Raw genomic sequence first — 21980 nt, 5'->3', positions numbered from 1 at the left:
CGCGTGCCCTCGATGGTTCCCGTCGCCAAGCGGCACACGTGCGCGTGGATGCGTTTGCGGTCCCCTGGGAACACGCTCTCGCTCTCCCATGTTTCGTCCAGGTCGACCCACTTCGATGGCGGCCCAGCCTCACCGCTGAGCGGCACATCACGGCTTATGACACCCCCATAGCTCAGGCGCAGCGTCGGTGCCCAGTCGGCACGGAAGGACCGGACTGCCGCCGCGGCCAGCGCAGACAGTAACTCGGCCGCTACGCCGGTTTCCTCCACGAGTTCACGGGCCGCAGCCGCCCGCGGTGTCTCGCCCGGCTCGACCTTGCCGCTGGGCGGCACCCATGCGCGCACGCGGTCCCGTACGAGCAGGGATGTGGCTGCAGGCCGGGTCGGTGACCCCAGACCTCGGCCGCGAGTGGCTCCGTCGGCGTCCGATGAGCGTGCAGCCACGCCGGTGCGTCATCGCACCCCGCTGCCGCGAGGCCGGCATCGGCGACCGGCGTCCACGGTCAACTGGTCGATCCCGACCAAGGCTGAGCGCGTGTCGCGGCTGCCCTCGGACATTGCGGAGAGCGCCGCCTGGTATTCCAGCCCGCAACTGTAGGGCTGTGCTCGACAGACCTGAGATCGTTTGCATCTGCGGCTGCCCGGTTCGCAGACGAGATGCGCGCGGCGAACCGTGATCCAACGTTCGCAGGGTGTCATCGTCGTCGCGCCTGGCGAAACAGACGAGTTGATCAACGATGAGCAGCAGGCTTCGTCAGACGCCCGCCACCTGTGCAAGATCGACCTGGCTGACCGGGTTCCGGGCGTCGACCCGGTGGCTACGTTGGCGAGTCCACGACTAGGGAGATCGCGTATGCCCACGCCGCCGGCAAGCCGATCTCGTTCACTGATCCCCGTCTGATCGGTAGACGTTCGCGGCGCGCTCGTGCTGCGGTGAGCGCACCCGTGTTGTCAGAACAGGGTTGCCGGTTCGACCGGCTCCGGCTCGGGCAACGGGTCGAGGTCGGGCACCAGGGTTCGGACATCGTGGTGGAATCGGCGGGCCAGCATGGGCGCGTCGCGGTTGTCGGGAGTGTGCAGGAAGACCGTGGGTGAGCGGCCCTCGCGTAGCCAGTCGGCTACCACCGTGGTCCACGGCTCCCAGCCCGCGATCGTCTCGTCGACCGCGTCCCTGCCGAGGTAGCGCACGATCGGCCGGTCGGTCAGCGCGCGTGTTCGCCGCGGCAGCCGTGGTTTCTGGCTCCACGCTTCCCGTTCGGCGTCACTGGTCGGCGGGCTGCGGAACAGCAGGGTCGTGTCGAAGGGGACCCACTCGGCGTTCGCGCCCGTGAGCGTGGCCTCGAGTCGGGAGGCTGCGTCGGCGTCGGTGAAGAACACGGGATCTCGCACCTCGACCGCACGCGGGAGGTCGGGCGGGAGCCTGCGCAGGAACCGGCCGAGCGCGTCGAGCGCAGGCGGGCCGAACGACCGCGGCAGCTGTGTCCACAGCACCGCGCGCTCGCCCAGCGGTTCGATCGCGTCGAGGAACGCGCGCATCTCGGCCTCGACGCCGGCGAACCTGCGCTCGTGCGTGGCGATCTTCGGCAGTTTCAGCACGAACCGGAAGTCGGAGTCGGTTTGGGCCGCCCAGCCCGCGACGGCCTCGCGCGTGGGCGTGGCGTAAAAGGTGGTGTTGCCCTCGACCGCGTTGCACCAGCCGGCGTAGGCACGCAGGCGTCGCGCGGCCGGCAACGACGGCGGCACGAACCGGCCCTGCCAGGCCTGGTGTGTCCACATCGCACAGCCGACATGAAGACGTGCCACCCGATCAGCTCCCTTCGACCGTCATCGACGCCGCCACCCGTCGATGACTACGCGCTATGCCTGTCGCCCCGCGCTCAGTGCCAGCCGAGTGCCGGCGCCACGTGGGTGAGGATGCTGCCGAGGATATGCGCGTTGTAGTCGACCCCGAGCTGGTTGGGCACGGTGACGAGCAGCGTGTCGGCGGCAGCGATCGCCTCGTCCTCGGCCAGCCGCTTGACGAGCACGTCCGGCTCACCGGCGTACGAGCGCCCGAAGACGGCGCGGGTGCCCGCATCGAGGTAGCCGACCTTGTCCTCGGACTCGCCTGCGTCGCCGAAGTACATGTCGTCGAGGTCGCTGACGATGGGGAAGATGCTGCGGCTGACCGAGACTCGCGGTGTGCGTTCGTGTCCTGCCGCGTGCCACGCCTCGCGGTAGGCCTCGATCTGTTTGCGTTGCTGGACGTGCAGCGGCTCGCCGCTCTCGTCGTCCTTGAGCGTCGAGCTCTGCAGGTTCATGCCGAGCCGTGCCGCCCACTCCGCCGTGGCGTTGGAGCCCGAGCCCCACCAGACGCGCTCGCGCAGGCCGTCCGAATGCGGCTCGACGCGCAGCAGACCGGGCGGGTTGGGGAACATGGGGCGCGGGTGTGGCCGCGCGAAGCCCTTGCCCTCGAGGGTCGAGAGCAGCGTCTCGGTGTGCTCGCGGGCCATGTCCGCGTCGCTCGCGCCCTCCCGGGGCTCGAAGCCGAAGTAGCGCCAGCCGTCGACGACCTGCTCGGGCGACCCGCGGCTGATGCCGAGCTGCAGCCGCCCGCCCGCGATGAGGTCGGCGGAGCCGGCGTCCTCGGCTGTGTAGAGCGGATTCTCGTAGCGCATGTCGATCACGCCGGTGCCGATCTCGATGCGGCTCGTGCGCGCGCCGATCGCGGCCAGCAGCGGAAACGGCGACGAGTGCTGCCTCGCGAAGTGGTGGACGCGGAAGTAGGCGCCGTCGGCCCCGAGCTCCTCCGCCGCGACGGCGAGCTCGATCGCCTGAAGCAACGCGTCCGAGGCCGAGCGTGTCTGCGAGTGCGGCGCGTCGGACCAGTGGCCGAAAGACAGGAACCCGATCTTCTTCACTACCGGTGCAACGCCGCACGACGAGATTTGTTCCGCCGCACGGCGACGGCCTCGCGGCGTTCGGGCCTGGAACGCCCGATCCGGGCCGGTCATGACGAACCCGGATCGGACGACCTGGAGAGGGGCGGATACGGCGTCTACCGTCACAGTGCAGGTGAGGAGTCCCTTGTCGGCGCTGTTTCCATTCGTTGCAGACCCGACTCGGGGCACCGGCGAAGTCGCTCCCGAGTCGGGGCGGCGCCACAACTCGTGCCCACCGCGCCGGGGCCGGCGTTGTCGTGATGATCGGCCCGTTCCGCACGATGGGCCGCGACGCTCTGTTCTCGGGCGCTCTGTTCTCGGGCGCTCTAGTTCTCGGACGCTCTAGTTCTCGGGCACGGTCGTGGGTGTCCGGAGCGGTGACAACGACCCCGGAATACCCACGACCGCGTCCTGTTACCACACCTGGTCGAGCACCCTCAGGATGTTGCCGCCGAGCACCTTCGCGATCTCGTCGTCCGAGTAGTCGTGCGCGACGAGCCATCCGGTGATGTGGTGGAACTCCTCGGCGGGGTTCTCGATGCCGTCGACGTACTCGACCTTGTCGAACTCGGGGCCGTCGTGCGCCGCGGAGATCGACAGGTGCTTGGCGAAGGTGTCGTGGAGGCCGACGTGGTCGCCGAAGAGTGTGTCCGGCCCGAACGCCACGTGGTCGATGCCGACCAGGTCGACACAGTAGGTGAAGTGCTCCATGAACGCATCGAGGTTGTGGGCCGGATGGTTGGTGCTCATGGTGGTGTGCGGCGCCGCCTCGATGCCGATCACGCCGCCACGCTCCGCGCAGGCGATGATCACGTCGTCGGGCTTCATACGCTTGGTGGGCCACACCGAGCGAGCTCCCGCGTGAGTGATGAAGATCGGTGCCTTCGACGCCTTGATCGTGTCCATGCTCGTGCGGTCGCCGGAGTGCGACACGTCGATGGCGATGCCGAGTTTGTTCATGCGCTGCACGGCCTTCTCACCGAAATAGGTGAGCCCGCCGTCGTGACGTTCCCGCAACCCGGTGCCCAGGGTGTTGGACTCGCTGTAGGCGATACCCGACTGACGTACGCCGAACCCGTAGAGCACATCGAGGCGGTCGACCTCGTTCTGGATCGGCGTCGCCGCCTCGAGCGCGGGCACGAGCGCGATCTGGCCGTTCGCGCGCGCTGCCGCGATGTCGCTGACGCGCTCGGCCCTGATCACGAAGTCCTGCTTCGCGATATCGGAGTAGCGCATGCCCAGATCGACGAGCACGTCTTCCCACTTCCACCCCATCTGCGAGGTGATGCAGCAGGTGCCGTCCATGAAGTTCTCGAAGACGGCGTCGATACCGGACAGCGAAAGACCCTCGTAGCCGGTGTGGTGCCTGCCGGTGCGGTTGTAGTCGAAGGTCTCGGTGATGTCCTCGGGGAACACGCTGGTGTGGTCGTGCAGCGAGATCACGGTGTTGTCTGCCAGCAGCTGTGCGACCCGGCTTCGCTGCGCATCCGAGAGCTCAGGTCCTCGTGAGGGAACCCGGCCGATCTCCTTCGCCAGCGTGAACTCGCGATAGTCCTCACCGGGGGTGAGGTGGTCGAAAGATCGGTAGCCCTGATAACGCAAAGGCTGCGCACCGCTCTTCTGTGACATGTGGATGTTCTCCTTCCAGGGGTAGCGGCTCAGGCCGTGGTGACGGCCCCGTGGTCCTCGGGGGGTCGAGTGGGGTTGTCGAAGAAGAGCGTCAGGTCGTCGGGGCGCATCGGCTTGGTCGCGAGCGAGCCGATGATCATGCCCGCGAAGCCGGCGGCCACGCCGGGAACGATCGGTTCGACGACGGGACTGCCGAGCACGTACCAGGCCAGGCACGTGCCGAAGCCCGCAACCATCGCGCAGACGGCACCGACGCGGGTGGCCCGCCGCCAGTACAGCCCCAGCAGGATCGGGGCCGTGACCGTGCTGCCGAGCAGCGCGGCGTAGCTGAGGACGACGAACTGAACGATGTCGAGTTCCTGCAGCGTGAGCAGCACCGGGAGGGCGCCGATCACGAGCGTCGCCCAGCGGTTGATGCGTGTCCGCTCCCGTTCGGACGTGCCCGGCCGGATCAGGGCCGTGTAGATGTCATGCGAGATCGCCGGTCCCGCCACGAGCAGCACGGAGTCCACTGTGCTCAGTACGGCCATGACGACCGCGGTGAGCAGCAGCGCGCCGACGAACGGGGGAAGTACCTCGGACGACAGCACGGTCGACGCCGCGTCGGCGATGGAAAGGTTCGGGTACAGCACCCGCATGACCATTCCTGCGACGCCGATGCAGATCCCGGTGAGCAGCACGAAGAACAGTGCAACCCCGGATGCCCGGCGGCATGTGCGGTCGTCGGGCATCGCATAGAACCGCAGCAGCAGATACGGCGCGCACAGTGCGGCCAACCCGAATCCCAGCCAGAAGCCGCCGATCTCCCTCCAGCCGAAGCTCCAGCCGATGAAGTCAGGCGCGATCGCGGGCAGCGATTCCGTGAGCGCCGAGAACCCGCCGGCGTGGCTGATGAGCAGCGGCAGGCCGACGACGATGCCGATGGCCATCATGATCTGCTGCAGGAAGTCGGTGCGGATCACCGCGGTCATGCCGCCGATCACCGTGTATGCCACGACGAGGACCATCAGGATCACCGCACCCCAGTAGAACGGGATACCGAACGCGGTTTCGAGGATGACGCCGCCCGCCTGATACTGCGCCGACATGAACACGAGATAGGACAGAACCAGCAGCACGGAGATCACGGCGCGGGGGATTTTGCCGCCGAAGCGGTCGGCGATGAAGTCCGGGAAGGTCAGGGCGTTGCGCTCGTGTGCGTACCGGCGTAGCCGCGGCGCGATGACGTACGCGGCGATCAGGAACGCGACCCAGATACCCGCCCAGCCCCACATGAACGACGCGCCGGTGAGGTAGTGGATCCCGACGGTGCCGACGAAGGTGCCCGCGCTCATCTGGGTGGCGGCGATGCTGGCGCCACCGGCCCACGCGCCGACCTTGCGGCCCGCCACGAAGTAGTCCTCCTCGCCGCTGCTGGCGCGATACGACCGCCAGCCTTCGAACACGAGCACGATGAGGAAGCCGGTCAGCAGCAGGAGGAATGCGGTGCGGAAATCCATCACCGATCACCGCCGTCGCGGTCGGCTGTCTTCCGGGGCCTCCGGCCGGCGAGCGCGACGCTGAGGATCGTGAGTACGATTCCGGCGATGACGGCCGTGTCGAACGGCACGCCGAACGGGGTGATCAGGGTTGCGGATGCGAGCGCGTTCACCTGCGGACACGCTCCTTTCGGAAGCTGTGGTAAGCCCAGGCGATGATGACGACGGTGACGAGCACGAGGCCGACCGTCGACGACCAGAACCCGATCGAGGCCCGTGAGGTGTTCCCGTACTCCGCGACCAGTACGGACGGGAGCGAATGGCCGCGGTGGTGCAGCACGGTCCGATCGTCATCGGAGGTGCCGGAGTTGTACGACGGCAGGGAATCACCGGTCAGCCGCATTCCCGGCGGCAGCGTGATCTCGATGTTCACGTTCGCGGTGCGGGCGGTTGCGATGTCGGGGATCGCCAGTGGCAGGCCGTGTTCGCCGTCCGCGCGCCGTACGCGTTGCTCCACTGTGTACTCCGAGGTTCCCGCGGGAAGCGTGGCGTCGGCGCGGATCCCGTTCGTCGGACCCAGCTCGGTCAGCCCACTCACCGCGGTGAGTTCCGTGATCTCGGCGTTGTCTCGGGGGAGCAGGAGCAGCGTGACCGGCGTCGCCTCGGTCGTGGGTTCGCCGAGCTCGTAGGTCGCGCGCAGGACATCGTCGGCGCCGTCGTTCATCGTGACCGAGACGTCCGCACGCGTGAGGGTGGTCGTTGCGGATTCCTCCTGGGCGGCCGCCGGTGAGGCGATACCGAGCATCGCGCCGACGGCGAACACCACGGGTATGACGGTTCTTCTCGTCATGCGGTGACCTCCATGGGGTGTTCCGCTTCGCGCAGCAGGCCGGTGTCGACGACGTCGTCGGCGAGTGCGGGTGGGCGGGGGTAGGCGCGCCTGCTGTGGGACAGGCCCATGCGGTGCAGCGTTTGCGCATGGTGGATCGCGGCGCGGATCGGGTTGATCACGGGCACGCCGAGTTCCGCCGTCAGCCGCTCGGCCGCGCCGAGGAAGCCCATGCTCATGCAGCCGAGGACGAGGGTGTCGGCCTCGCCGGCGGCGAGGGCGTTCGCGCATTCGGAGCGCAACGCCGCGTAAGCCGCATCGTGGTCGGAGTTGAGGGCGAGAACCGACAGCTCCACGGAGCGAACCTCGTGGAGTGCGTCGAGGACGCCGGTCTCCCACGCGATCCGGCGCAGGAGCGGGCGGACACCGTCGGCGACGGTGACGACCGTGAACCGGTGGCCCAGCGTGCAGGCCAGCGACATCGCCGCGGCTGCGGGCCCGACAACCGGCGAGCTGGCGATCTCACGCAGGCCGTCGAGTCCGGGATCGCCGAAGCAGCCGAGCACGACGGCATCGGCCCCGTCGTGTTCGGCGCGTCGCAGTGCGGTGCCCATCGCCGGAACGGCCAGATATTCCTCGTAGGCGGACTCGACCGAGGCCGGGCCCCGGTCGACGGCGGTCACGGTGATGCGAGTGTCGTCGCCTGCCCACTGCTTGAGCAGGTCGGCGCGGCGTCGCATCTCGGTTTCGCCGAGCGGTGTCACGTGCATCGGCGCTGGGAGCAGGTAGGTCAGCTGCATCGGACCTCCAGGATGGTCTGGACCGGCTCATTCGAGCGTGAACGGCCGGTAGGCGCGCTTGTGGTTCTCCAGTTCGAGCGCCACGTCGATGGAGCGGATGCCGGGCAGTGCGCCCAGCACCCGTGTGGTGAAGGTGTAGATCTCCGAGGGCTGCGGGAGGATGACCTCGCACACGAGGTCGGCCGAGCCTGCCGTCGCGGACACGTACCGCACCTCGGGCCGGGCCGCCACGAGCTGGGCGACCTCGTCGAGGCGATCGGCGGCCACGCGGAGCCAGAGCAACAGCTCGGTGCGGAAACCGAGCGTCGTGGGCGAGACGAGCGTGCTGAACACGAGGGCGCGCTCGGCCACGAGCCGTTCCACGCGCCGGCGTACGCCGGTCTCGCCGAGCGTGAGCGTTTTCGCGATGTCGCGGTACGGGCGTCTGCCGTCCTCCGCGAGCACCGCGAGGAGGCGACGGTCGACGTCGTCGAGCTCCACTCCGTTCGGGGCGTCCGTGGTGCCCGGCTCCGGTGAGTGATCGACATCGCCGAGCAGGTCGCGACTCCAGTCGTGGCGCATCGTGAAGTTCTTGGTGATCAGCGCCGATGACGAGCGATGTACGCCTGGTAGTGCTCCCAGCTCGTCGATCAGTGTCGTGACCAGTTGGTGCTGGGACGGCACGATCAGTTCGGTCACGACGTCCCAATCGCCGGTCGTGATGGTGAGAAACCGCGTGTCGGTGCGTTCGGCCAGAGTGTCGACGACGTGCCGCACGGAGTCGGGGGCGCAGGCGAGCTGCACCAGCACGGGTTGCCCGAGGCCGCAGACGAGCGGATCCGCGACGCCGACCACGTGCACGGTGCCGTCGTCGAGCAGTCGGCCACCCCGGCGCGATGCCGTGCTCTCCGTGGTGCCCGCCAGTTTGGCGACGTCGGCCCACGAGCTGCGGCCATCCAGTTGCAGCGCCGCGACGATACGGCGGTCGAGGTCGCTGAGTTCCGGCACGTTGAGTTCCTCCGCGGGTGCACACCCAGCCCTAGTTGCTGGGTAATTCAGGCCTGATTTGGATGAACTTACGTGATTGGGGCTCATATGTACATATCTATGCATGATATCGGCCTTCGACCGCGGTTGTGCCGAAGTGTGCGGCGGTACGAGGTGGCCGGGTGCGCCGTGACCGAGTGCGCCGTGGCCGAATGCGCCGTGACCGGGTGCGCCGTGACCGGGTGCGCCGTGACCGGGTGCGCCGTGACCGGGTGCGCCGTGACCGAGTGCGCCGTGACCGAGTGCGTCACTTCCAGGCGAGTTGCGCACGGATGTCGGTGAGGCCCCGGCAGTGCCGCTGCCCTCGACGTCTCCGGCGCACGGGCGCGCGCCCGTATCGATCACCGCGACGGATACGCCCCGGCTGTCGGCGTCGCAGTTGACTGTTCGCTTTGCAAACGATTAGTTTTTCTTGAAACGTTTCAACGACGAGGCGGGTGGAAATGCTCAATCGCAGGCAGTTCATCTACGGCGGAGCGTTGACGGGGATCGCGGTGGTCGGCGGTGCGGCGCTGCCCGCGCAGGCGGCGCAGGGGGTGGCTCCGGGCGGTGGGCCGGGTTCGCTCAGCTGGCCCGCATTCGATCGCGAAACACGACCGTGGACCCGCTGGTGGTGGCTGGGCAGTGCAGTCACCGAGGACGGTCTTCGCGAGGAACTCGATCAGCTCGCGGGCAACGGTTTCGGCGGAGTCGAGATCCAACCCATCTACGAATCCCAGGGCGACGAGGATCGGATCCGCTGGTACCTGAGTCGCGAATGGTTCACCGCTCTGGACACCGCGCTCCGGTCGGCGGCGGAGCGTGACCTGGGTGTCGACCTGACCTCCGGTTCCGGCTGGACTTTCGGCGGGCCGTGGATGGACGTGCGGCACAGCGCCGGTCGTGCTCTCGTCGAACACTGGGAGCTGCGGGGCGGGCAGCGGCTCGACGAGCCGGTGAAAACGATTCATCCGCCGCATCCGGATCTGGTCGACGAGGAGCGACTGTCGCGCCCGGACCTGCGCCCGCCGATGCCGCCCATTCCCGAGCCGGACCTTGCCGCGCTCGTGGCTCGCGAGGTCGAGACCGGCGACACCGTGGATCTGACCGCGCGCGTGGACGAGAACCGGAAGCTGGACTGGACCGCCCCGCCCGGCCACTGGACTCTCACCGGTGTGTTCAACGGCTGGGTCCTCAAGCGGGTCGAACGAGCCGGACCCGGTGGTAAGGGCCTGATGGCGGACTACTTCGACGACAGCGCGATCCGGCGCCATCTGGACCACTTCGGCGACGCGGTCGGTGACCGCAACGGGATCCGCGCGCTGTTCCACGACTCCTTCGAATTGGGCGGAATCGACTGGACTCCGACAGCGCTGCGGGACTTCGCCCGACTCCGCGGCTACGACCTCACGCCGCACCTGCCGGAGCTCTTCGATGAGCACGCCGCGCCCGAGAAACGGGCCCGGCTGTTGACAGATGTCCGGGAGACCTTCTCCGATCTGTTCCTCGAGCGTTTCGCGCGGCCGTTCACCGAGTTCAGCGGGAAGCGCGACTGGCTCACCCGGAATCAGGCACACGGCTCGCCCGCGAACCTGCTCGACATCTATGGTGCGGCAGACATTCCGGAGACCGAGTACACCGGCGGTGAGAACATCCCGATTCCGGGGTTGCGGCACGGCGCCGGTCCCCAGGATCCCGTTCCGCTGGTGTGGCGCATGGCGTCCTCGGCCGCCCACCTGAACGGCGGCAAGCTCGTCGGCGCGGAGACGGTCACCTGGCGCGACGAGCACCATCACGTGTCGTTGTCCCAGGTGAAGCCCGCCGTCGACATCCTGTTCGCCGCCGGGATCAACCACGTGGTGTTCCACGGCACCACGTACTCGCCGCAGGAAGCCCCGTGGCCGGGCGTCAACTTCTACGCGGCCACCCAGCTGCGACCGGAGAACCCGTGGTGGCGGTACGTCTCCGAGCTGACCGGATACATCACGCGCTGCCAGTCGATCCTGCAGCACGGCCGGCACGGCAACGACGTGCTCGTGTACTGGCCGCAGCACGACGTGTGGGCCACGCCGAACGGCGGCGGTATGCGGGAGCAGGACGGCGAGCTGACCCCGGACTATCACTGGGACGGCGAAGGCTGGATGTATCCGCATCCGAGCGGCGCCGACGAGGTCGTCGGTGGTCTGGAGCGCAGCGGCTGGCAGTTCGACTGGGTGTCCGACCGGCAGTTGGCCGAGTTCGACGGCCGCCGTGGCGGTGTCTCCAATGGACGGTCCGGTTATGCGGCTGTCGTTGTTCCCGGCGCCGAGTTGATGCCGGTGGGCACGCTAGCGAAGCTTCACGAGCTCGCCGCCGCCGGAGCGACGGTGATCTTCGTGGGCGCACCGCCCCGAGACGTTCCCGGCTTGGGCGGGCTCGACGAGCGTCGCAACAGGCTGCGGGATTTGACCGCCGCGCTGACTGCGGGTACGGACTCCCGTGGGACGCGCCGGGTGGGCGCGGGCCGGGTCGTGGTCACCGATCGCGGCGGTGTGGACGATGTGCTCGCCGATGCCGGCGCGGTGCGCGAACCGTTGGCCGACGCGGGTCTGCACGTGGTGCGTCGGTTCCACGACGACGGCGCGGACTACTTCGTGGCCAACCTGACCGCGGAACCGGTCCGTGGCTGGCACACGCTCGGAACCACGGCGGAGTCGGTAGCCGCGCTCGATCCGCTGCGAGACGAACGTGGCCGCGCCCGGCACCGGCGTGCGGGGCAGGGAAGCCAGGTGCAGGTGTCGCTCGACCCCGGCGAGAGCATCGTCCTCAGAGCGTTCGAGCGGCAGCGCATCAGCGCACCCGGTTACCGCACGTCGAGCCCCACCGGAGAGCGCCGCGACCTCCGCGGCCGGTGGTCCCTGGAGTTCCTGGACGGCGGTCCGGACCTCCCACGTCGGCGCATGCTGGACGAACTCGTGTCGTGGACCGAGCTGGGCGGACCGGAAGCGGCGTTCTCGGGAACCGCGCGGTACTCGCTGACGTTCACGCTGGCGCCCGAGCACGCGAAACGTTCCTGGGCGCTGGACCTCGGCACCGTGCGGGAGACGGCGCGGGTGACGGTGAACGGCACCGAGGTCGGCGTCGCGTGGGCGATCCCGTTCCGGATTCCGCTCGGGGAGGCGCTCCGGCCCGGTGAGAACGTGTTGGAGATCGAGGTGACGAACCTCGCGGCGAACCGGGTCCGGGCGATGGCGCGGGGCGGGACGCTGCCCGACGACTACTTCATGAGCTGGCGGACCACGCCGCCTGCGGAGTGGGACGTGCAGCCGTCCGGGCTGCTCGGCCCGGTGCGGCTGGTCGAGGTCGAGGGGTGAGGTCGCGAACACCCGACAACCCACAGTCCGGAAAACCCGTCGCACGTGCCCGGCGCGCCGGGTACGGTCGCGCCTCGTTGCCGCCGGGCCGGCGAGCCCGTCGCGGTGGCCGTCCGCTGATCCCACGGTGAAAGTAGGTTTCGTCCATGGCGTGTCGTATGGGTGAGCTCGTGCTCGACTGCCGCGACCCCGAGGTGCTGGCGCGGTTCTGGTGCGAGGTTCTCGACTTCGTCGAGCTCGGCCGCGAGTATCCCGACGACGTCGACGGCTACGCCATCGAGATCGGCCCGCGCGAAGGTTTCGGCGGTCCGCAGCCGACGATCATCCTGCGCACCGGTGAGCCGGCCGAGGCGAAGTCCAACCTGCACATCGACCTCAACCCCACCGACCGTGACCCCGACGCCGAACTCGAACGGCTCCTGGAGCTCGGCGCGCGGCAGGCCAACATCGGCCAGAACGGCGGGGAGCCGTGGAACGTGCTCGCCGATCCCGAAGGCAACACCTTCTGCCTGCTCAAGGCTCGCATCGACCCGCTCTGACGACCGCGGGTCCCGGCAGGTCCCGGTGTTCCTGCGTGTCTATCGGGGCCGGTAGGCACGCAGGAACACCTTCACGCCTGCCGTGACGATCGCGTCGCGTTCCGCGTCGTCGATGGGCAGGGCGCCGTAGTAGGTGCGGCCCTGTATCTCACTCCCGACCAGCGCGACGAAGTGCCGGGCCGCGCGGTGGGCGTCGTCGATCTCCAGCAGACCACGTTCACCCAGTTCGGCCAGCCGTCGCGCGAGGTCTCCCTGTACGGGCCCCGGCCCGGTCTCCTGCCACGACCGCAGCACGTCGTCCGGGACGTGCCCGATCTCGGCCTGAATCTGCCGCACCAGGGCGAAATGTGCGCCGAACCGCGGCATCACGGTCGTGAAGGCGCGGCCGAGTGCGATCAGGTCCGCCTCCAGGTCGACGATCTTGCCGAGGTGCCGCTCTAGGTCGGCGAGTTGCACCTCGCGAACCTGCTCCGCGCTTTCCAGGATGACCGCGCGGAACAGCTCCTTCTTGTCGGCGAAGTGGTTGTAGATGGTGCGGGTCGACACCTCGGCCTCGCCGGCGATCGCGCCGATGCTGGCGCGGCTGTAGCCGTCACGTCCGAACACCTGGCGGGCGCCGTTGAGGATGGCCTGCCGCTTCGCCGCTCCGCGTTGCGGTTCGTTTTCCCTGCTCAAAGCACACTCCCATCAGATAAGTACAACGACTATTGCACCTAGTGCAATACATGTTGTACTTTACCAGTTGTCAGCATCCCGCACCTCGACATCCAGGAGTGTCCATGTCTGCCCTGCGCCTCGCCGTCATCGTCGGAAGCAACCGCGAAGGCCGTTTCGGCCCGACCGTGGCCGACTGGTTCGCCGAACAGGCCGCACAGTTCGAGGGGATCGACGTCGACGTCATCGACGTGGCCACGATCCCGCTGCCCACCGTCATCGACTTCGGGGCCGCACCGGACCCCCACGTGAGCGCACTCGGCGAACGCCTGGCGGCGGCCGACGCCTACGTCGTCGTCACGCCCGAGTACAACCACAGCTTCCCCGCGCCGCTGAAGAACCTGATCGACCTGTACCGCTCCGAGTGGCAGGCCAAACCGGTCGGCTTCGTCTCCTACGGCGGCATGGGTGGCGGCCTGCGCGCCGTCGAACAGCTGCGCCTCGTCTTCGCCGAACTGCACGCGACGACCGTGCGCGACTCCGTCAGCTTCCACAACGCGTGGAACCACTTCGACGAGTCCGGCGCCCCGCTCGACGAGGGCTGCAACGCCGCCGCCAAGGGCATGCTCGGCCAGCTGAGCTGGTGGGCCCGCGCGCTGCGGAACGCGCGCGCCGTCGACCCGTACGAAGCGTGACGAGGCGGAGGCCGAGAAACAGTGAAGAACAAACTGACCCTGGCCGTCGTACTGCTCGGCTATCTCACGCTGCCGATGTCGATGTCCGGGGCGACCGTCGCGTTGCCCCGCATCGGCACATCGCTCGAGGCCTCGGGGACCGTCCTGCAATGGGTGGTGACGGGCTACTTCCTGACCGCGTCGTCGTTCATGCTCGTCGCCGGGTCGACCGCCGATCTGTTCGGCAAGCGCCGGATCTACCGCATCGGAGCGGTGACCTACGCGCTCGGCAATCTCGTCGCGGCCCTCACGCCGGGCATCGTGCTGCTCGACGTGGCCCGCACGATCACCGGGGTCGGTGCCGCCGGCGTGATGGCGGGCGGCGGCGCGATCCTGGCGTCGACGTTCACCGGGAGCGAGCGCACCAAGGCCTTCGCCGCGATGGGGACCATCGCGGGCGTGGGCATGGCGATCGGCCCGACGCTGGCCGGCTGGCTGGTCGGCACACTCGGCTGGCGCGCCACCTTCGGCACCTTTGCCGTCGCGGGCGTACTGCTACTGGCAGGCACGCTCGCGATGGCCGAGTATCGCGCCGCACAGCGCACGCGTGTGGACTGGGCGGGCGCGGTGACGTTCATCGCCGGGATCGCCTCGGTCATGTTCGCCATCACCCAGAGTTCCCGCGTCGGGTGGACGAGCCCGCTGGTACTCGGACTGTTCACGAGCGGCGCGGCGCTGCTCACGGCGTTCGTCGTCGTCGAACGGCGCAACGCGCATCCGGTGCTGGACCTGACGCTGTTGCGGAACCGGCGTTTCGTCGGCTGGCTGCTCGCCGGTGTGGTGATGGTGCTGGGCTTCGGCGGGATGCTCTCGTACCTGCCGACCTACCTCCAGGGTGCCGTCGGGATGTCGGCACGGGACTCCGGATTGATCACGATGATGTCGACGGTCCCGACACTGTTCCTGCCCGTACTCACCGGACGGCTGGTCAACCGGGGCGTGCCGCCACGGCTGCTGATCACCACGGGACTGCTGCTGATCTCGGCGGGCAACGCCTGGCTCACCCGGCTGCACCCCGGGATCACCGGCTGGGAACTGCTCGGCCCGCTGCTGACGATCGGTATCGGAATCGGTCTGGCCACCGGTCTCATCGACGCCCAGGCCATGAACCAGGTCGAACAGTCACGCACCGGCATGGCCGCCGGACTGCTCAACACCGTCAGGGGCGGGACTCAGACCCTGGTCATGGCGCTGTTCGGCTCGGTGCTCATCACGCTGCTGAGCGGCACGGTCGGGGACGACGCCGGCGCCGTCGCCACGGGCACGCTCACGAACGGGGAGCACGCCCTGTACCTGACCGACGCCTGGCACGCCATCCTCTGGGCCGTCGCGGCCCTGACCGCACTCGGCGCGGTGGCGGTCAGCACGCTGCTGGCCCCTGTCCGCCAGCTCACCGGGAACGCACCGGCGACGCCGGTGGCGACGTGACCGGCAGGTGCCGGGCTCCGCAGCCGCACCGGTCGCGCATCGACGTCGTGGCGACATCCCGGGTGCAACACGCGCGCGAGGATGCCGCCGCTCGTCGAGGGGCGGCGCCGGGTGACGGGCGCAGAACACGGGGGAGTCGGCGCTTCTCTTGGTGCGAGGAGCGCCGTCTCAGTCGCGTTCCCGCAGCCGCGACGGCCACCAGATGCGCCCGCCGATGTCGATGGCCAGGGCCGGGACGAGGAGCGACCGCACGATCAGGGCGTCGAGCAGAACGCCGAACGCGACGACGAACGCGATCTGCGCGAGGAAGAGGATCGGCAGCACCGCCAGGGCCGCGAAAGTGGCGGCCAGTACGACCCCGGCGGAGGTGATGACACCACCGGTGACCGTCAGGCCGCGCTGGACACCGGCCCTGGTGCCCCGCCGGAGCGTTTCCTCCCGGACTCTGGTCATGAGGAAGATGTTGTAGTCGATGCCGAGCGCGACGAGGAACACGAACCCGAACAGCGGCACGACGGGATCGGCACCGGGAAAGTCCAGTATGTGGTTGAACACGAGAGCGGAAACGCCCATGGTCGCGGCGAACGACAGCACGACCGTCGCGATCAGCAGCAGCGGCGCCAGCAGTGAGCGCAGCAGCAGCGCGAGCACCGCGAAGATCACCACCAGCACTATGGGCACGATCAGAGTGCGATCGCGCTCCGAGATGTTCTGCGTGTCGAGGAGGGTCGCGGTGCGTCCGCCGACCTTCGCATCGGCGGACGGCACCGCGTGCACGGCGTTGCGCAGTCGCTCCACGGTGGCGACGGCCGATTCCGAGTCGGCCGGATCGGAGAGGGTCGCCTCGATACGGGTCAATCCGCCTTCCGTCCGGGGCTTGCCGTTCGGGCCGGTCGTGATCGAGACCTCGGAAACGCCGTCGACCTGTGCCGCGGCTGCCACGTCGGCCACCCGGTCCGCGTCGCTGATGATCACGGCCGGGCTGCCCGAACCCGCGACGAAATGTTCGCTCAGGACCTCCTGGCCGGCGACCGAGTCCACCTCGTTCAGGAAGACGTCGGACTCGGCGGTGCCGGAAGCGCGCAGCTGCGGGAGGAATGCCGCTCCCACAAGCAGCACCACAGTGGTGGCCACCCAGATCAGCCGTGGTGACGAGCCCACCCGGGCCGCGATCCGCCGCCAGAAGCCGCTCTCCTCGGGATGGGGTGGGCCCAGTTTCGGCCGGTACGGCCAGAACGCCGACCGGCCGAACACGGCGAGCACGGCCGGCAGGAACGTCGTTGCCGCGACCAGAGCGGAGCCGATGCCGATCGCGGCTACCGGGCCGAGGCCCTGGTTGGACCGGAGGTCGCTGAAGAGCAGGCAGAGTACGCCGAGGATCACGGTGCCGGCCGATGCCGCGATCGGCTCGATGGTCGCCTTCCACGCGGCCGCCATCGCGGCCAGGCGGTCGTCCGAGTCCCGCAACTGCTCCCGGTACCGGGAAACCAGCAGCAGCGCGTAGTCGGTCGCGGCACCGAACACCAGGATGAACAGGATGCCCTGGCTCTGCCCGTTGAGGTCGATGACGCCGTGGTCGGTCAGCAGATACACGACCAGACTGGCTAGTCCCAGCGCGAACACACCGGACAGCAGCACCAGGACCGGCAGGAGCGGACTGCGGTAGACCAGGATCAGGATGAGTGCGACGACCGAGCCCGCGACGAGCAGCAGGAGCCCGTCGATGCCCCCGAAGGCTTCTCCCAGGTCGGCGCCGAGCGCCGCGGGCCCGGTGACGAGCACCGTCAGGCCTTCGGGTCGGTCGGAGGCCAGCAGCTCGCGGATCTGCTCGACAGCGGTGTCGGGTGCGACGTCGGCGGCGATCGGCACCACCAGTTGCAGAGCCCGACCGTCGTCGGAGGGGATGGGCGGCGGAAGTTCACCCGGCACGCCGGGTATCTCGGTGAACTCCGCGGACGTCTCGGCGAGGAACCGTCGGTCGGCGCGTGTCACATCGGCGGTTCGTTCGGCGACGACGATGGCGGGCACCGATTCGTCGTCGGTGAACTTGCGCTCGAGTGCTGCGACGTTGGTCGACTCGGCCGTCTCGGGCAGGAACGCGGCGTTGTCGTTCTCGGCGACCTCACTCAGTTTGCCCGCGAACGGTCCGCCCACTCCGCCAACGATGAGCCAGATGATGATCAACAGTGCGGGGGTCAACCATCGCAGGATGCGACGGCGCCGCACTCTGCCATCGGCTTCATCATGGCCATCAGGTCTCATCGTGAGGCTCCCGGTCACCGTGCCCGCAGGGTATTTCGATCGTCAAACTACATTGCCTGAACAGCGGCGGCAGCGAGGAGGTAGCGCATGGTGGACGGGGAAACCGCAAGTGGCCTGTCGGATCCCGAGGATCCGGACGCCGTGCTGATTCGTCTGTTGCGCCAGCTGAACGTGGAGACCGATCGGTTCGCGGAGATGTTCGGTGAGGCACACGGGTTGTACCGGACGGACCTCAACGCTCTCGTGGTGATCATGGACGCTGTCCGCGGGGGCGATTCGATCTCGCCCGGAGAGCTGGCCAGGGCGCTGCAGCTGAGCGCTTCCGCGACCACCGCGGTGCTCGACCGCCTGGAGACCGCTGGGCACGCCCGGCGACGCCGGAGTGCGAACGACGGCAGGCGGATCGAACTCCAGCTGCCGGAGACGACGTGGCGACTCGGGGACGAGCTGTTCCGGCCACTCGGCGCGGAGCTGGAGCGAGCCTGGTCGTCGTTCGACGCCGACGAACGCGACACGATCGTCCGGTTCCTGACGGCCAGCATCCGCGCGACCACGACTGTCCGAACACGACTGCAGGAGGACGTCGAATGATGCCGGACGAGCCAGCGGAAGTGCCCGTGTGGAAGTGTCGCTCGCTTGCCGGCGCACAGTTGTCGGGGGAGGCAGGACACGTCGGCCCTGCGTCCCCCGACCCCGGTGCATCGATCACTGCTTCCCGGGCTGCAGCACCTCATCGATGACGAAGACGGTGGCGTTGGCCGTCGGCACGTTGCCGCACAGCACCTTCGCTCCGTTGACCGTCGGAGCGTCGGCAGTGCCGCCGATCTTCACGTCGCCACCCTCGACGCTCTCGACCGAACCCGCCTCCACGAGCCCGGCGGCGTCCATGCGTTCAGGTACGACGTGGAAGGTGAGGGTCTTGGTGAGGTCGTCCTTCTTCTCGGGGTCGTTCAGCAGCGCGTCGAGCTGGTCGGCCGGGATGGCCCCGAACGCGGGGTCGGCGGGTGCGAACACGGTGTAGTTCGCGTCCTGCTTGTTCAGCGTGTCCACCAGACCTGCGGCCTTGACCGCGGCGGTGAGCTTCGTCAGGAGGGGGTTGTTGCTCGCGGCCGTGCCGACCGGATCGTCGACCATGCCCTGCACGGAACCCTCGTCGTTCGGGTCTGTGGGCACCTGGGAGCAGCCGGGTCCGAAGACGTCGTCGGCGGTGGTCATACCGGCGTTCATGCCTCCGTTGCCGGACGAGCTCGGCGGAGCCGACGACGATGCCTGATCCTGGCCACCGCCCTGCTCGCCCTGGTCCGCGGTGTCCTCGGCGCCACCGCACGCGCTCAGCCCGAGTGCGAGTGCGGCGACCGCACCGGTCACCACGACCTGCCGACGGATGGTCCTCATTGGAATCAACTCCTTGTTTCAGTTCCCGAAAATCCCGGGCTCTGATCGGCATTCGAAGCCGCCGCCCGGATCGATTGGTGTCCGAAGTGGAAAAACCAGGAAAATGTTGCTAGGTGGCGGTGCAGAAGATCGAGTGCCAACCCGTCGCACCGTCCGGCACCGTCGGTACCCGACGAGACTGCTGGGTGTAGCCGGAAGCGTCCGTGGCGCGGCACTCGATGTCGTGTCCGCCCGGTGCGAACTCGAGCTCCGCCCGCCACATCCGCCAGGTCTGTTCGTTGACCTCCGTGGAGAGCTCGGCCTGCTGCCACGGGCCACCGTCCACCCGCACCTCGACCCGTTCGACGCCGGTGGGTTGCGCCCATGCGACACCGGCGAGGGTGAACTTCCCGGCGGGGAACTTCTGGAACGGCTGCGGGCGGTCGATTCGGGACTGTGTCTTGATCGGCGCGCGTTCGGCCCAGCCGCGCTGCTCCCAGTAGGTCTGTTTGTCGAATGTCGTCAGCTCCATGTCGACGAGCCATTTGGTCGCCGACAGGTAGCCGTAGAGGCCCGGCGTCACCATTCGCACCGGGAAACCGTGCTCGACGGGCAGCGCTTCGCCGTTCATTCCGTAGGCGAGGAGTGCGCCGCGATCGGCCTCGCGCAGTACATCCAATGGCGTGCCTGCGGTGTAGCCGTCCACACTCGTGCTGAACACCTGCTCGGCGCCGTTTCGGACGCCGACCTCGTCGAGCAGATCCCGAATCGGGACGCCGGTGAACGTCGCGGTCGACACGTAATCGCCACCGATCTGATTGGACACGCATGTCATCGTGATGGTCCGCTGTTCGATCCTTCGAGTGATCAGACCGTCGAAGTCGAGCGTCAGCTCCCGGTCGACCATGCCGTGGATGCGCAGCCGCCAGTCGTCCAGTCGGATCCCGGGCACGGACAGCGCGGTGTCGACCCGGTAGAAATCCTTGTTCGGGGTGATGAACGACGGCGTTCCCTGCGAAGCGAAGTCCGCACCGCGCGGGACGGGCGGATTGGCCGGAACGAGGCGTCCGACCTCGGTGCGGGCCGCATCCACTCCGGATCGGTTCGCGAGCAGCCGCCCGCCGGCCGCGGCTCCGCCGGCGGCCGCCGCGACGCCGGCCACCGCGAGTACGAACGTTCGCCGCGATGCGGCCGTGGCCGCAACCACCGTCGCATCGCCGTCCGGACCTCGGTCCCTGCTTGTTCGCGAATCGGCCGCGCGGCCGGAACCGTGCTCCTCGGAGCCGCTCTCCTCGTCGGCGCCGCTGGGTACGGAGTCCGCTGAACCGGTGCCGGCGTCGCGGTCGGTGTGTTCGCCCGTGGCCTTGTGGCCGCGTGGGCGGATCGGCGCCGCCGAACGCGAAGCGAGCCGGTGGAGCCCCCCGAACGCTCCGATGCCGGACACCAAAGCCGCAACGGCGGGAAGCGTGTCGAGGGCGGTCAGGTCGCGGCGTAACAACGCGGCGATCACCCCGATCGCGCCGAACGCTCCGATCACCGCGAGGCCGGGCGTGGCGGTGCGCCGTGAAAGCACCCCGGCGACCACCGCGAGCAGCAGGATCACCACACCCATACCGCCGAGCAGGACGAGCTTGTCCGAATCGCCGAACTGTCGGATGGCGAACTGCTTCACCGGCTCCGGCGTGAGGTCGATCGCGGTGTTGCCGACGGCGAGGTACGGCGACGCGTTCGGCTGGGTGAGTCCCGACGTCAGATGCCCGATACCGAGGGCGAACGCCACCGCGGAAATGCTCGCGAACATCGCGCGGAGCGCACCGGGCCGGCGAGCGGCCGTTGGAGTTGACATACCGATGATTCGTTTCCGATGCGGCCGACGATTGGTTGCGGGGTCAGCCTTTCTTGGGCGGTAGAGGGAGGAAACCGCTTGTCCGGGAGACGTAGTCGGGGTAGCCGGACCGGGTTTCCCGCAGCCGACGTTCCGTCATCGGCTTTCCGGTGCCGCGGGCGAGCAGCCAGGTCATCAGTACCGGGGAGAGCACCGTCGCGGCACCGGGCGGCTGCTGGGCGGCGATCAGGTACAGCCCCCACCACACGCAGGCGTCGCCGAAGTAGTTCGGATGCCGGGTGTAGCGCCACAGCCCTCGATCGAGCACTCGCCCCTTGTTCGCCGGGTCCGCGGTGAACCTCCGCAGCTGCTCGTCGCCAACCGCTTCGAAGGTCAACCCGACGCACCACACCAGCGCGCCGAGAATGCCGAGCACACCGATCTCGGCCGGCCGTTGCTGTGCGAAGACCACCGGGAGCGAGACGAACCACATCACCCCCGCCTGGGTCAGGTACGTACGGAAGAACATCCGCGCCCCTGGATGCGATCTCGCCCGTGCCGACATCGCCCGGTAACGGTGATCCTCGCCCTGCCCGGCGTTGCGTAGGTGAAGGTGCACCGACAGTCGGATGCCCCAGACGATGACCAGAACCGTCGCCAGCAGCGGACTGCCGGCATCGGTCGGGTCGGCGGCGAAGCCGACGGCTGCGATCACTGCGAATCCGGCGCCCCAGGCGGTATCGATCGTGTCGTAGCGGCCCCGCAACCGTGCGACACCGAAGGTGACCACGACGACGAGCAACGCCACACCGAGTGCGAGCGCTGCGGCGGCCACCAGGTTCATCGGGCCCCCTCCCGGATCGCGGTCGTGCCGCCGGTTCCGTCCAGCTCCACGGCGGGCATCCGGTCTACGCCCGGCCTGTACTGCCCGGAGACGACTGCCCCACCCGCCGGACGCCGCGCCCGGGAGACCTCGCCCTCGAGTAGGCGGGCGGCGTCTCCCCGATCGCGATGTCGGCTGTCGCAATGCCCATATCGAGCATTCGGAGCCGGGGTCGTGGCGGATCGCCCGCGTATATGTGCGCGTCGTCACATCGGCAATCGCTTCGCGGAGCGGCTCCGAATGACGGGCATGCACATCGCTGAACCG

The 21980-nt window shown here is 68.7% G+C and carries 18 protein-coding genes and 1 pseudogene; 5 read left to right on the top strand and 14 right to left on the bottom strand.

Annotated elements, in window-relative coordinates; translation table 11 throughout:
- Positions 1–224: 224 nt before the first annotated feature.
- The 9 genes and pseudogenes from LY40_RS26610 to LY40_RS23390 all read right to left on the bottom strand — a co-directional run.
- Positions 225–443 (bottom strand): annotated as a pseudogene (locus LY40_RS26610) (NUDIX domain-containing protein); the annotation flags it as partial.
- A 507-nt stretch (positions 444–950) separates the two neighbouring features.
- Positions 951–1802: a DUF72 domain-containing protein gene (locus tag LY40_RS23425; RefSeq protein ID WP_504968463.1), complete on the bottom strand. Its 852-nt coding sequence runs from the start codon at positions 1800–1802 to the stop codon at positions 951–953.
- Between the two features lie 74 nt (positions 1803–1876).
- Positions 1877–2899 carry an LLM class flavin-dependent oxidoreductase gene (locus LY40_RS23420; protein WP_183783054.1) on the bottom strand — a complete coding sequence of 341 codons (1023 nt, stop codon included), beginning with the start codon at positions 2897–2899 and terminating at the stop codon, positions 1877–1879.
- 435 nt (positions 2900–3334) lie between these two features.
- Positions 3335–4549, bottom strand: a complete 1215-nt coding sequence (locus tag LY40_RS23415; protein ID WP_183783055.1) for a dipeptidase — start codon at positions 4547–4549, stop codon at positions 3335–3337.
- A gap of 29 nt (positions 4550–4578) precedes the next feature.
- Entirely contained in the window at positions 4579–6048 is a 1470-nt protein-coding gene (locus LY40_RS23410) for a sodium:solute symporter family protein (protein WP_183783057.1), read from the bottom strand.
- Complete coding sequence (locus LY40_RS23405) at positions 6048–6200, bottom strand: hypothetical protein (RefSeq protein WP_258938153.1); 153 nt, start codon at positions 6198–6200, stop codon at positions 6048–6050. Before LY40_RS23405 ends, LY40_RS23410 begins: the two co-directional genes overlap by 1 nt.
- Positions 6197–6877: a hypothetical protein gene (locus LY40_RS23400; RefSeq protein WP_183783060.1), complete on the bottom strand. Its 681-nt coding sequence runs from the start codon at positions 6875–6877 to the stop codon at positions 6197–6199. The genes LY40_RS23405 and LY40_RS23400 overlap by 4 nt, the downstream gene beginning before the upstream one ends.
- On the bottom strand, positions 6874–7656 hold the full coding sequence (locus LY40_RS23395; protein ID WP_183783067.1) for an aspartate/glutamate racemase family protein: 783 nt from the start codon (positions 7654–7656) through the stop codon (positions 6874–6876). The genes LY40_RS23400 and LY40_RS23395 overlap by 4 nt, the downstream gene beginning before the upstream one ends.
- Before the next feature lie 27 nt (positions 7657–7683).
- A complete protein-coding gene (locus LY40_RS23390; protein WP_183783069.1) occupies positions 7684–8643 on the bottom strand; it encodes an Lrp/AsnC family transcriptional regulator in 960 nt (319 codons plus the stop codon).
- A 482-nt stretch (positions 8644–9125) separates the two neighbouring features.
- On the opposite strand from LY40_RS23390, the gene LY40_RS23385 reads away from it, so the two are divergent.
- Together LY40_RS23385 and LY40_RS23380 are read left to right on the top strand one after the other, a co-directional pair.
- Positions 9126–12014, top strand: a complete 2889-nt coding sequence (locus LY40_RS23385; RefSeq protein ID WP_258938237.1) for a glycosyl hydrolase — start codon at positions 9126–9128, stop codon at positions 12012–12014.
- Between the two features lie 146 nt (positions 12015–12160).
- The gene (locus tag LY40_RS23380; RefSeq protein ID WP_258938152.1) at positions 12161–12553 is read left to right on the top strand and encodes a VOC family protein; all 393 of its coding nucleotides are present in this window, start codon (positions 12161–12163) and stop codon (positions 12551–12553) included.
- A gap of 39 nt (positions 12554–12592) precedes the next feature.
- On the opposite strand, the gene LY40_RS23375 is transcribed toward LY40_RS23380, so the two are convergent.
- Positions 12593–13228 (bottom strand): TetR/AcrR family transcriptional regulator, encoded by a 636-nt coding sequence (locus LY40_RS23375; protein WP_183783072.1) that lies wholly within the window; start codon positions 13226–13228, stop codon positions 12593–12595.
- Between the two features lie 104 nt (positions 13229–13332).
- Between LY40_RS23375 and LY40_RS23370 the strand changes: the two genes are divergently transcribed.
- On the top strand, positions 13333–13902 hold the full coding sequence (locus LY40_RS23370; RefSeq protein ID WP_183783073.1) for an NADPH-dependent FMN reductase: 570 nt from the start codon (positions 13333–13335) through the stop codon (positions 13900–13902).
- A 21-nt stretch (positions 13903–13923) separates the two neighbouring features.
- Entirely contained in the window at positions 13924–15369 is a 1446-nt protein-coding gene (locus LY40_RS23365) for an MFS transporter (protein WP_258938151.1), read from the top strand.
- 168 nt (positions 15370–15537) lie between these two features.
- On the opposite strand, the gene LY40_RS23360 is transcribed toward LY40_RS23365, so the two are convergent.
- Positions 15538–17631 carry an MMPL family transporter gene (locus LY40_RS23360; RefSeq protein ID WP_258938150.1) on the bottom strand — a complete coding sequence of 698 codons (2094 nt, stop codon included), beginning with the start codon at positions 17629–17631 and terminating at the stop codon, positions 15538–15540.
- Positions 17632–17718: 87 nt separating this feature from the next.
- Between LY40_RS23360 and LY40_RS23355 the strand changes: the two genes are divergently transcribed.
- Positions 17719–18222 carry a MarR family winged helix-turn-helix transcriptional regulator gene (locus LY40_RS23355; RefSeq protein ID WP_258938149.1) on the top strand — a complete coding sequence of 168 codons (504 nt, stop codon included), beginning with the start codon at positions 17719–17721 and terminating at the stop codon, positions 18220–18222.
- Between the two features lie 114 nt (positions 18223–18336).
- On the opposite strand, the gene LY40_RS23350 is transcribed toward LY40_RS23355, so the two are convergent.
- From LY40_RS23350 to LY40_RS23340, 3 genes are all read right to left on the bottom strand, one after another.
- On the bottom strand, positions 18337–19026 hold the full coding sequence (locus LY40_RS23350; protein ID WP_258938148.1) for a fasciclin domain-containing protein: 690 nt from the start codon (positions 19024–19026) through the stop codon (positions 18337–18339).
- A gap of 109 nt (positions 19027–19135) precedes the next feature.
- Complete coding sequence (locus LY40_RS23345; RefSeq protein WP_258938147.1) at positions 19136–20806, bottom strand: molybdopterin-dependent oxidoreductase; 1671 nt, start codon at positions 20804–20806, stop codon at positions 19136–19138.
- Between the two features lie 88 nt (positions 20807–20894).
- Positions 20895–21674, bottom strand: a complete 780-nt coding sequence (locus tag LY40_RS23340; protein WP_183783078.1) for a DUF1295 domain-containing protein — start codon at positions 21672–21674, stop codon at positions 20895–20897.
- Positions 21675–21980 lie beyond the last annotated feature (306 nt).

Origin of the sequence: Prauserella salsuginis, assembly GCF_024648885.1 — a bacterium.
Lineage (GTDB): Bacteria > Actinomycetota > Actinomycetes > Mycobacteriales > Pseudonocardiaceae > Prauserella > Prauserella salsuginis.
The sequence above is the reverse complement of the archived record's forward strand: the minus strand, read 5'-3'. Positions and strand labels throughout refer to the sequence as shown.

Coding starts and splice junctions, on each gene's coding strand:
- LY40_RS23415 (WP_183783055.1), bottom strand. CDS start 4,549: ATGTCACAGAAGAGCGGTGCGCAGCCTTTGCGTTATCAGGGCTACCGA.
- LY40_RS23410 (WP_183783057.1), bottom strand. CDS start 6,048: ATGGATTTCCGCACCGCATTCCTCCTGCTGCTGACCGGCTTCCTCATC.
- LY40_RS23400 (WP_183783060.1), bottom strand. CDS start 6,877: ATGACGAGAAGAACCGTCATACCCGTGGTGTTCGCCGTCGGCGCGATG.
- LY40_RS23395 (WP_183783067.1), bottom strand. CDS start 7,656: ATGCAGCTGACCTACCTGCTCCCAGCGCCGATGCACGTGACACCGCTC.
- LY40_RS23385 (WP_258938237.1), top strand. CDS start 9,126: ATGCTCAATCGCAGGCAGTTCATCTACGGCGGAGCGTTGACGGGGATC.
- LY40_RS23380 (WP_258938152.1), top strand. CDS start 12,161: ATGGCGTGTCGTATGGGTGAGCTCGTGCTCGACTGCCGCGACCCCGAG.
- LY40_RS23370 (WP_183783073.1), top strand. CDS start 13,333: ATGTCTGCCCTGCGCCTCGCCGTCATCGTCGGAAGCAACCGCGAAGGC.
- LY40_RS23360 (WP_258938150.1), bottom strand. CDS start 17,631: ATGAGACCTGATGGCCATGATGAAGCCGATGGCAGAGTGCGGCGCCGT.
- LY40_RS23355 (WP_258938149.1), top strand. CDS start 17,719: ATGGTGGACGGGGAAACCGCAAGTGGCCTGTCGGATCCCGAGGATCCG.
- LY40_RS23350 (WP_258938148.1), bottom strand. CDS start 19,026: ATGAGGACCATCCGTCGGCAGGTCGTGGTGACCGGTGCGGTCGCCGCA.
- LY40_RS23345 (WP_258938147.1), bottom strand. CDS start 20,806: ATGTTCGCGAGCATTTCCGCGGTGGCGTTCGCCCTCGGTATCGGGCAT.
- LY40_RS23340 (WP_183783078.1), bottom strand. CDS start 21,674: ATGAACCTGGTGGCCGCCGCAGCGCTCGCACTCGGTGTGGCGTTGCTC.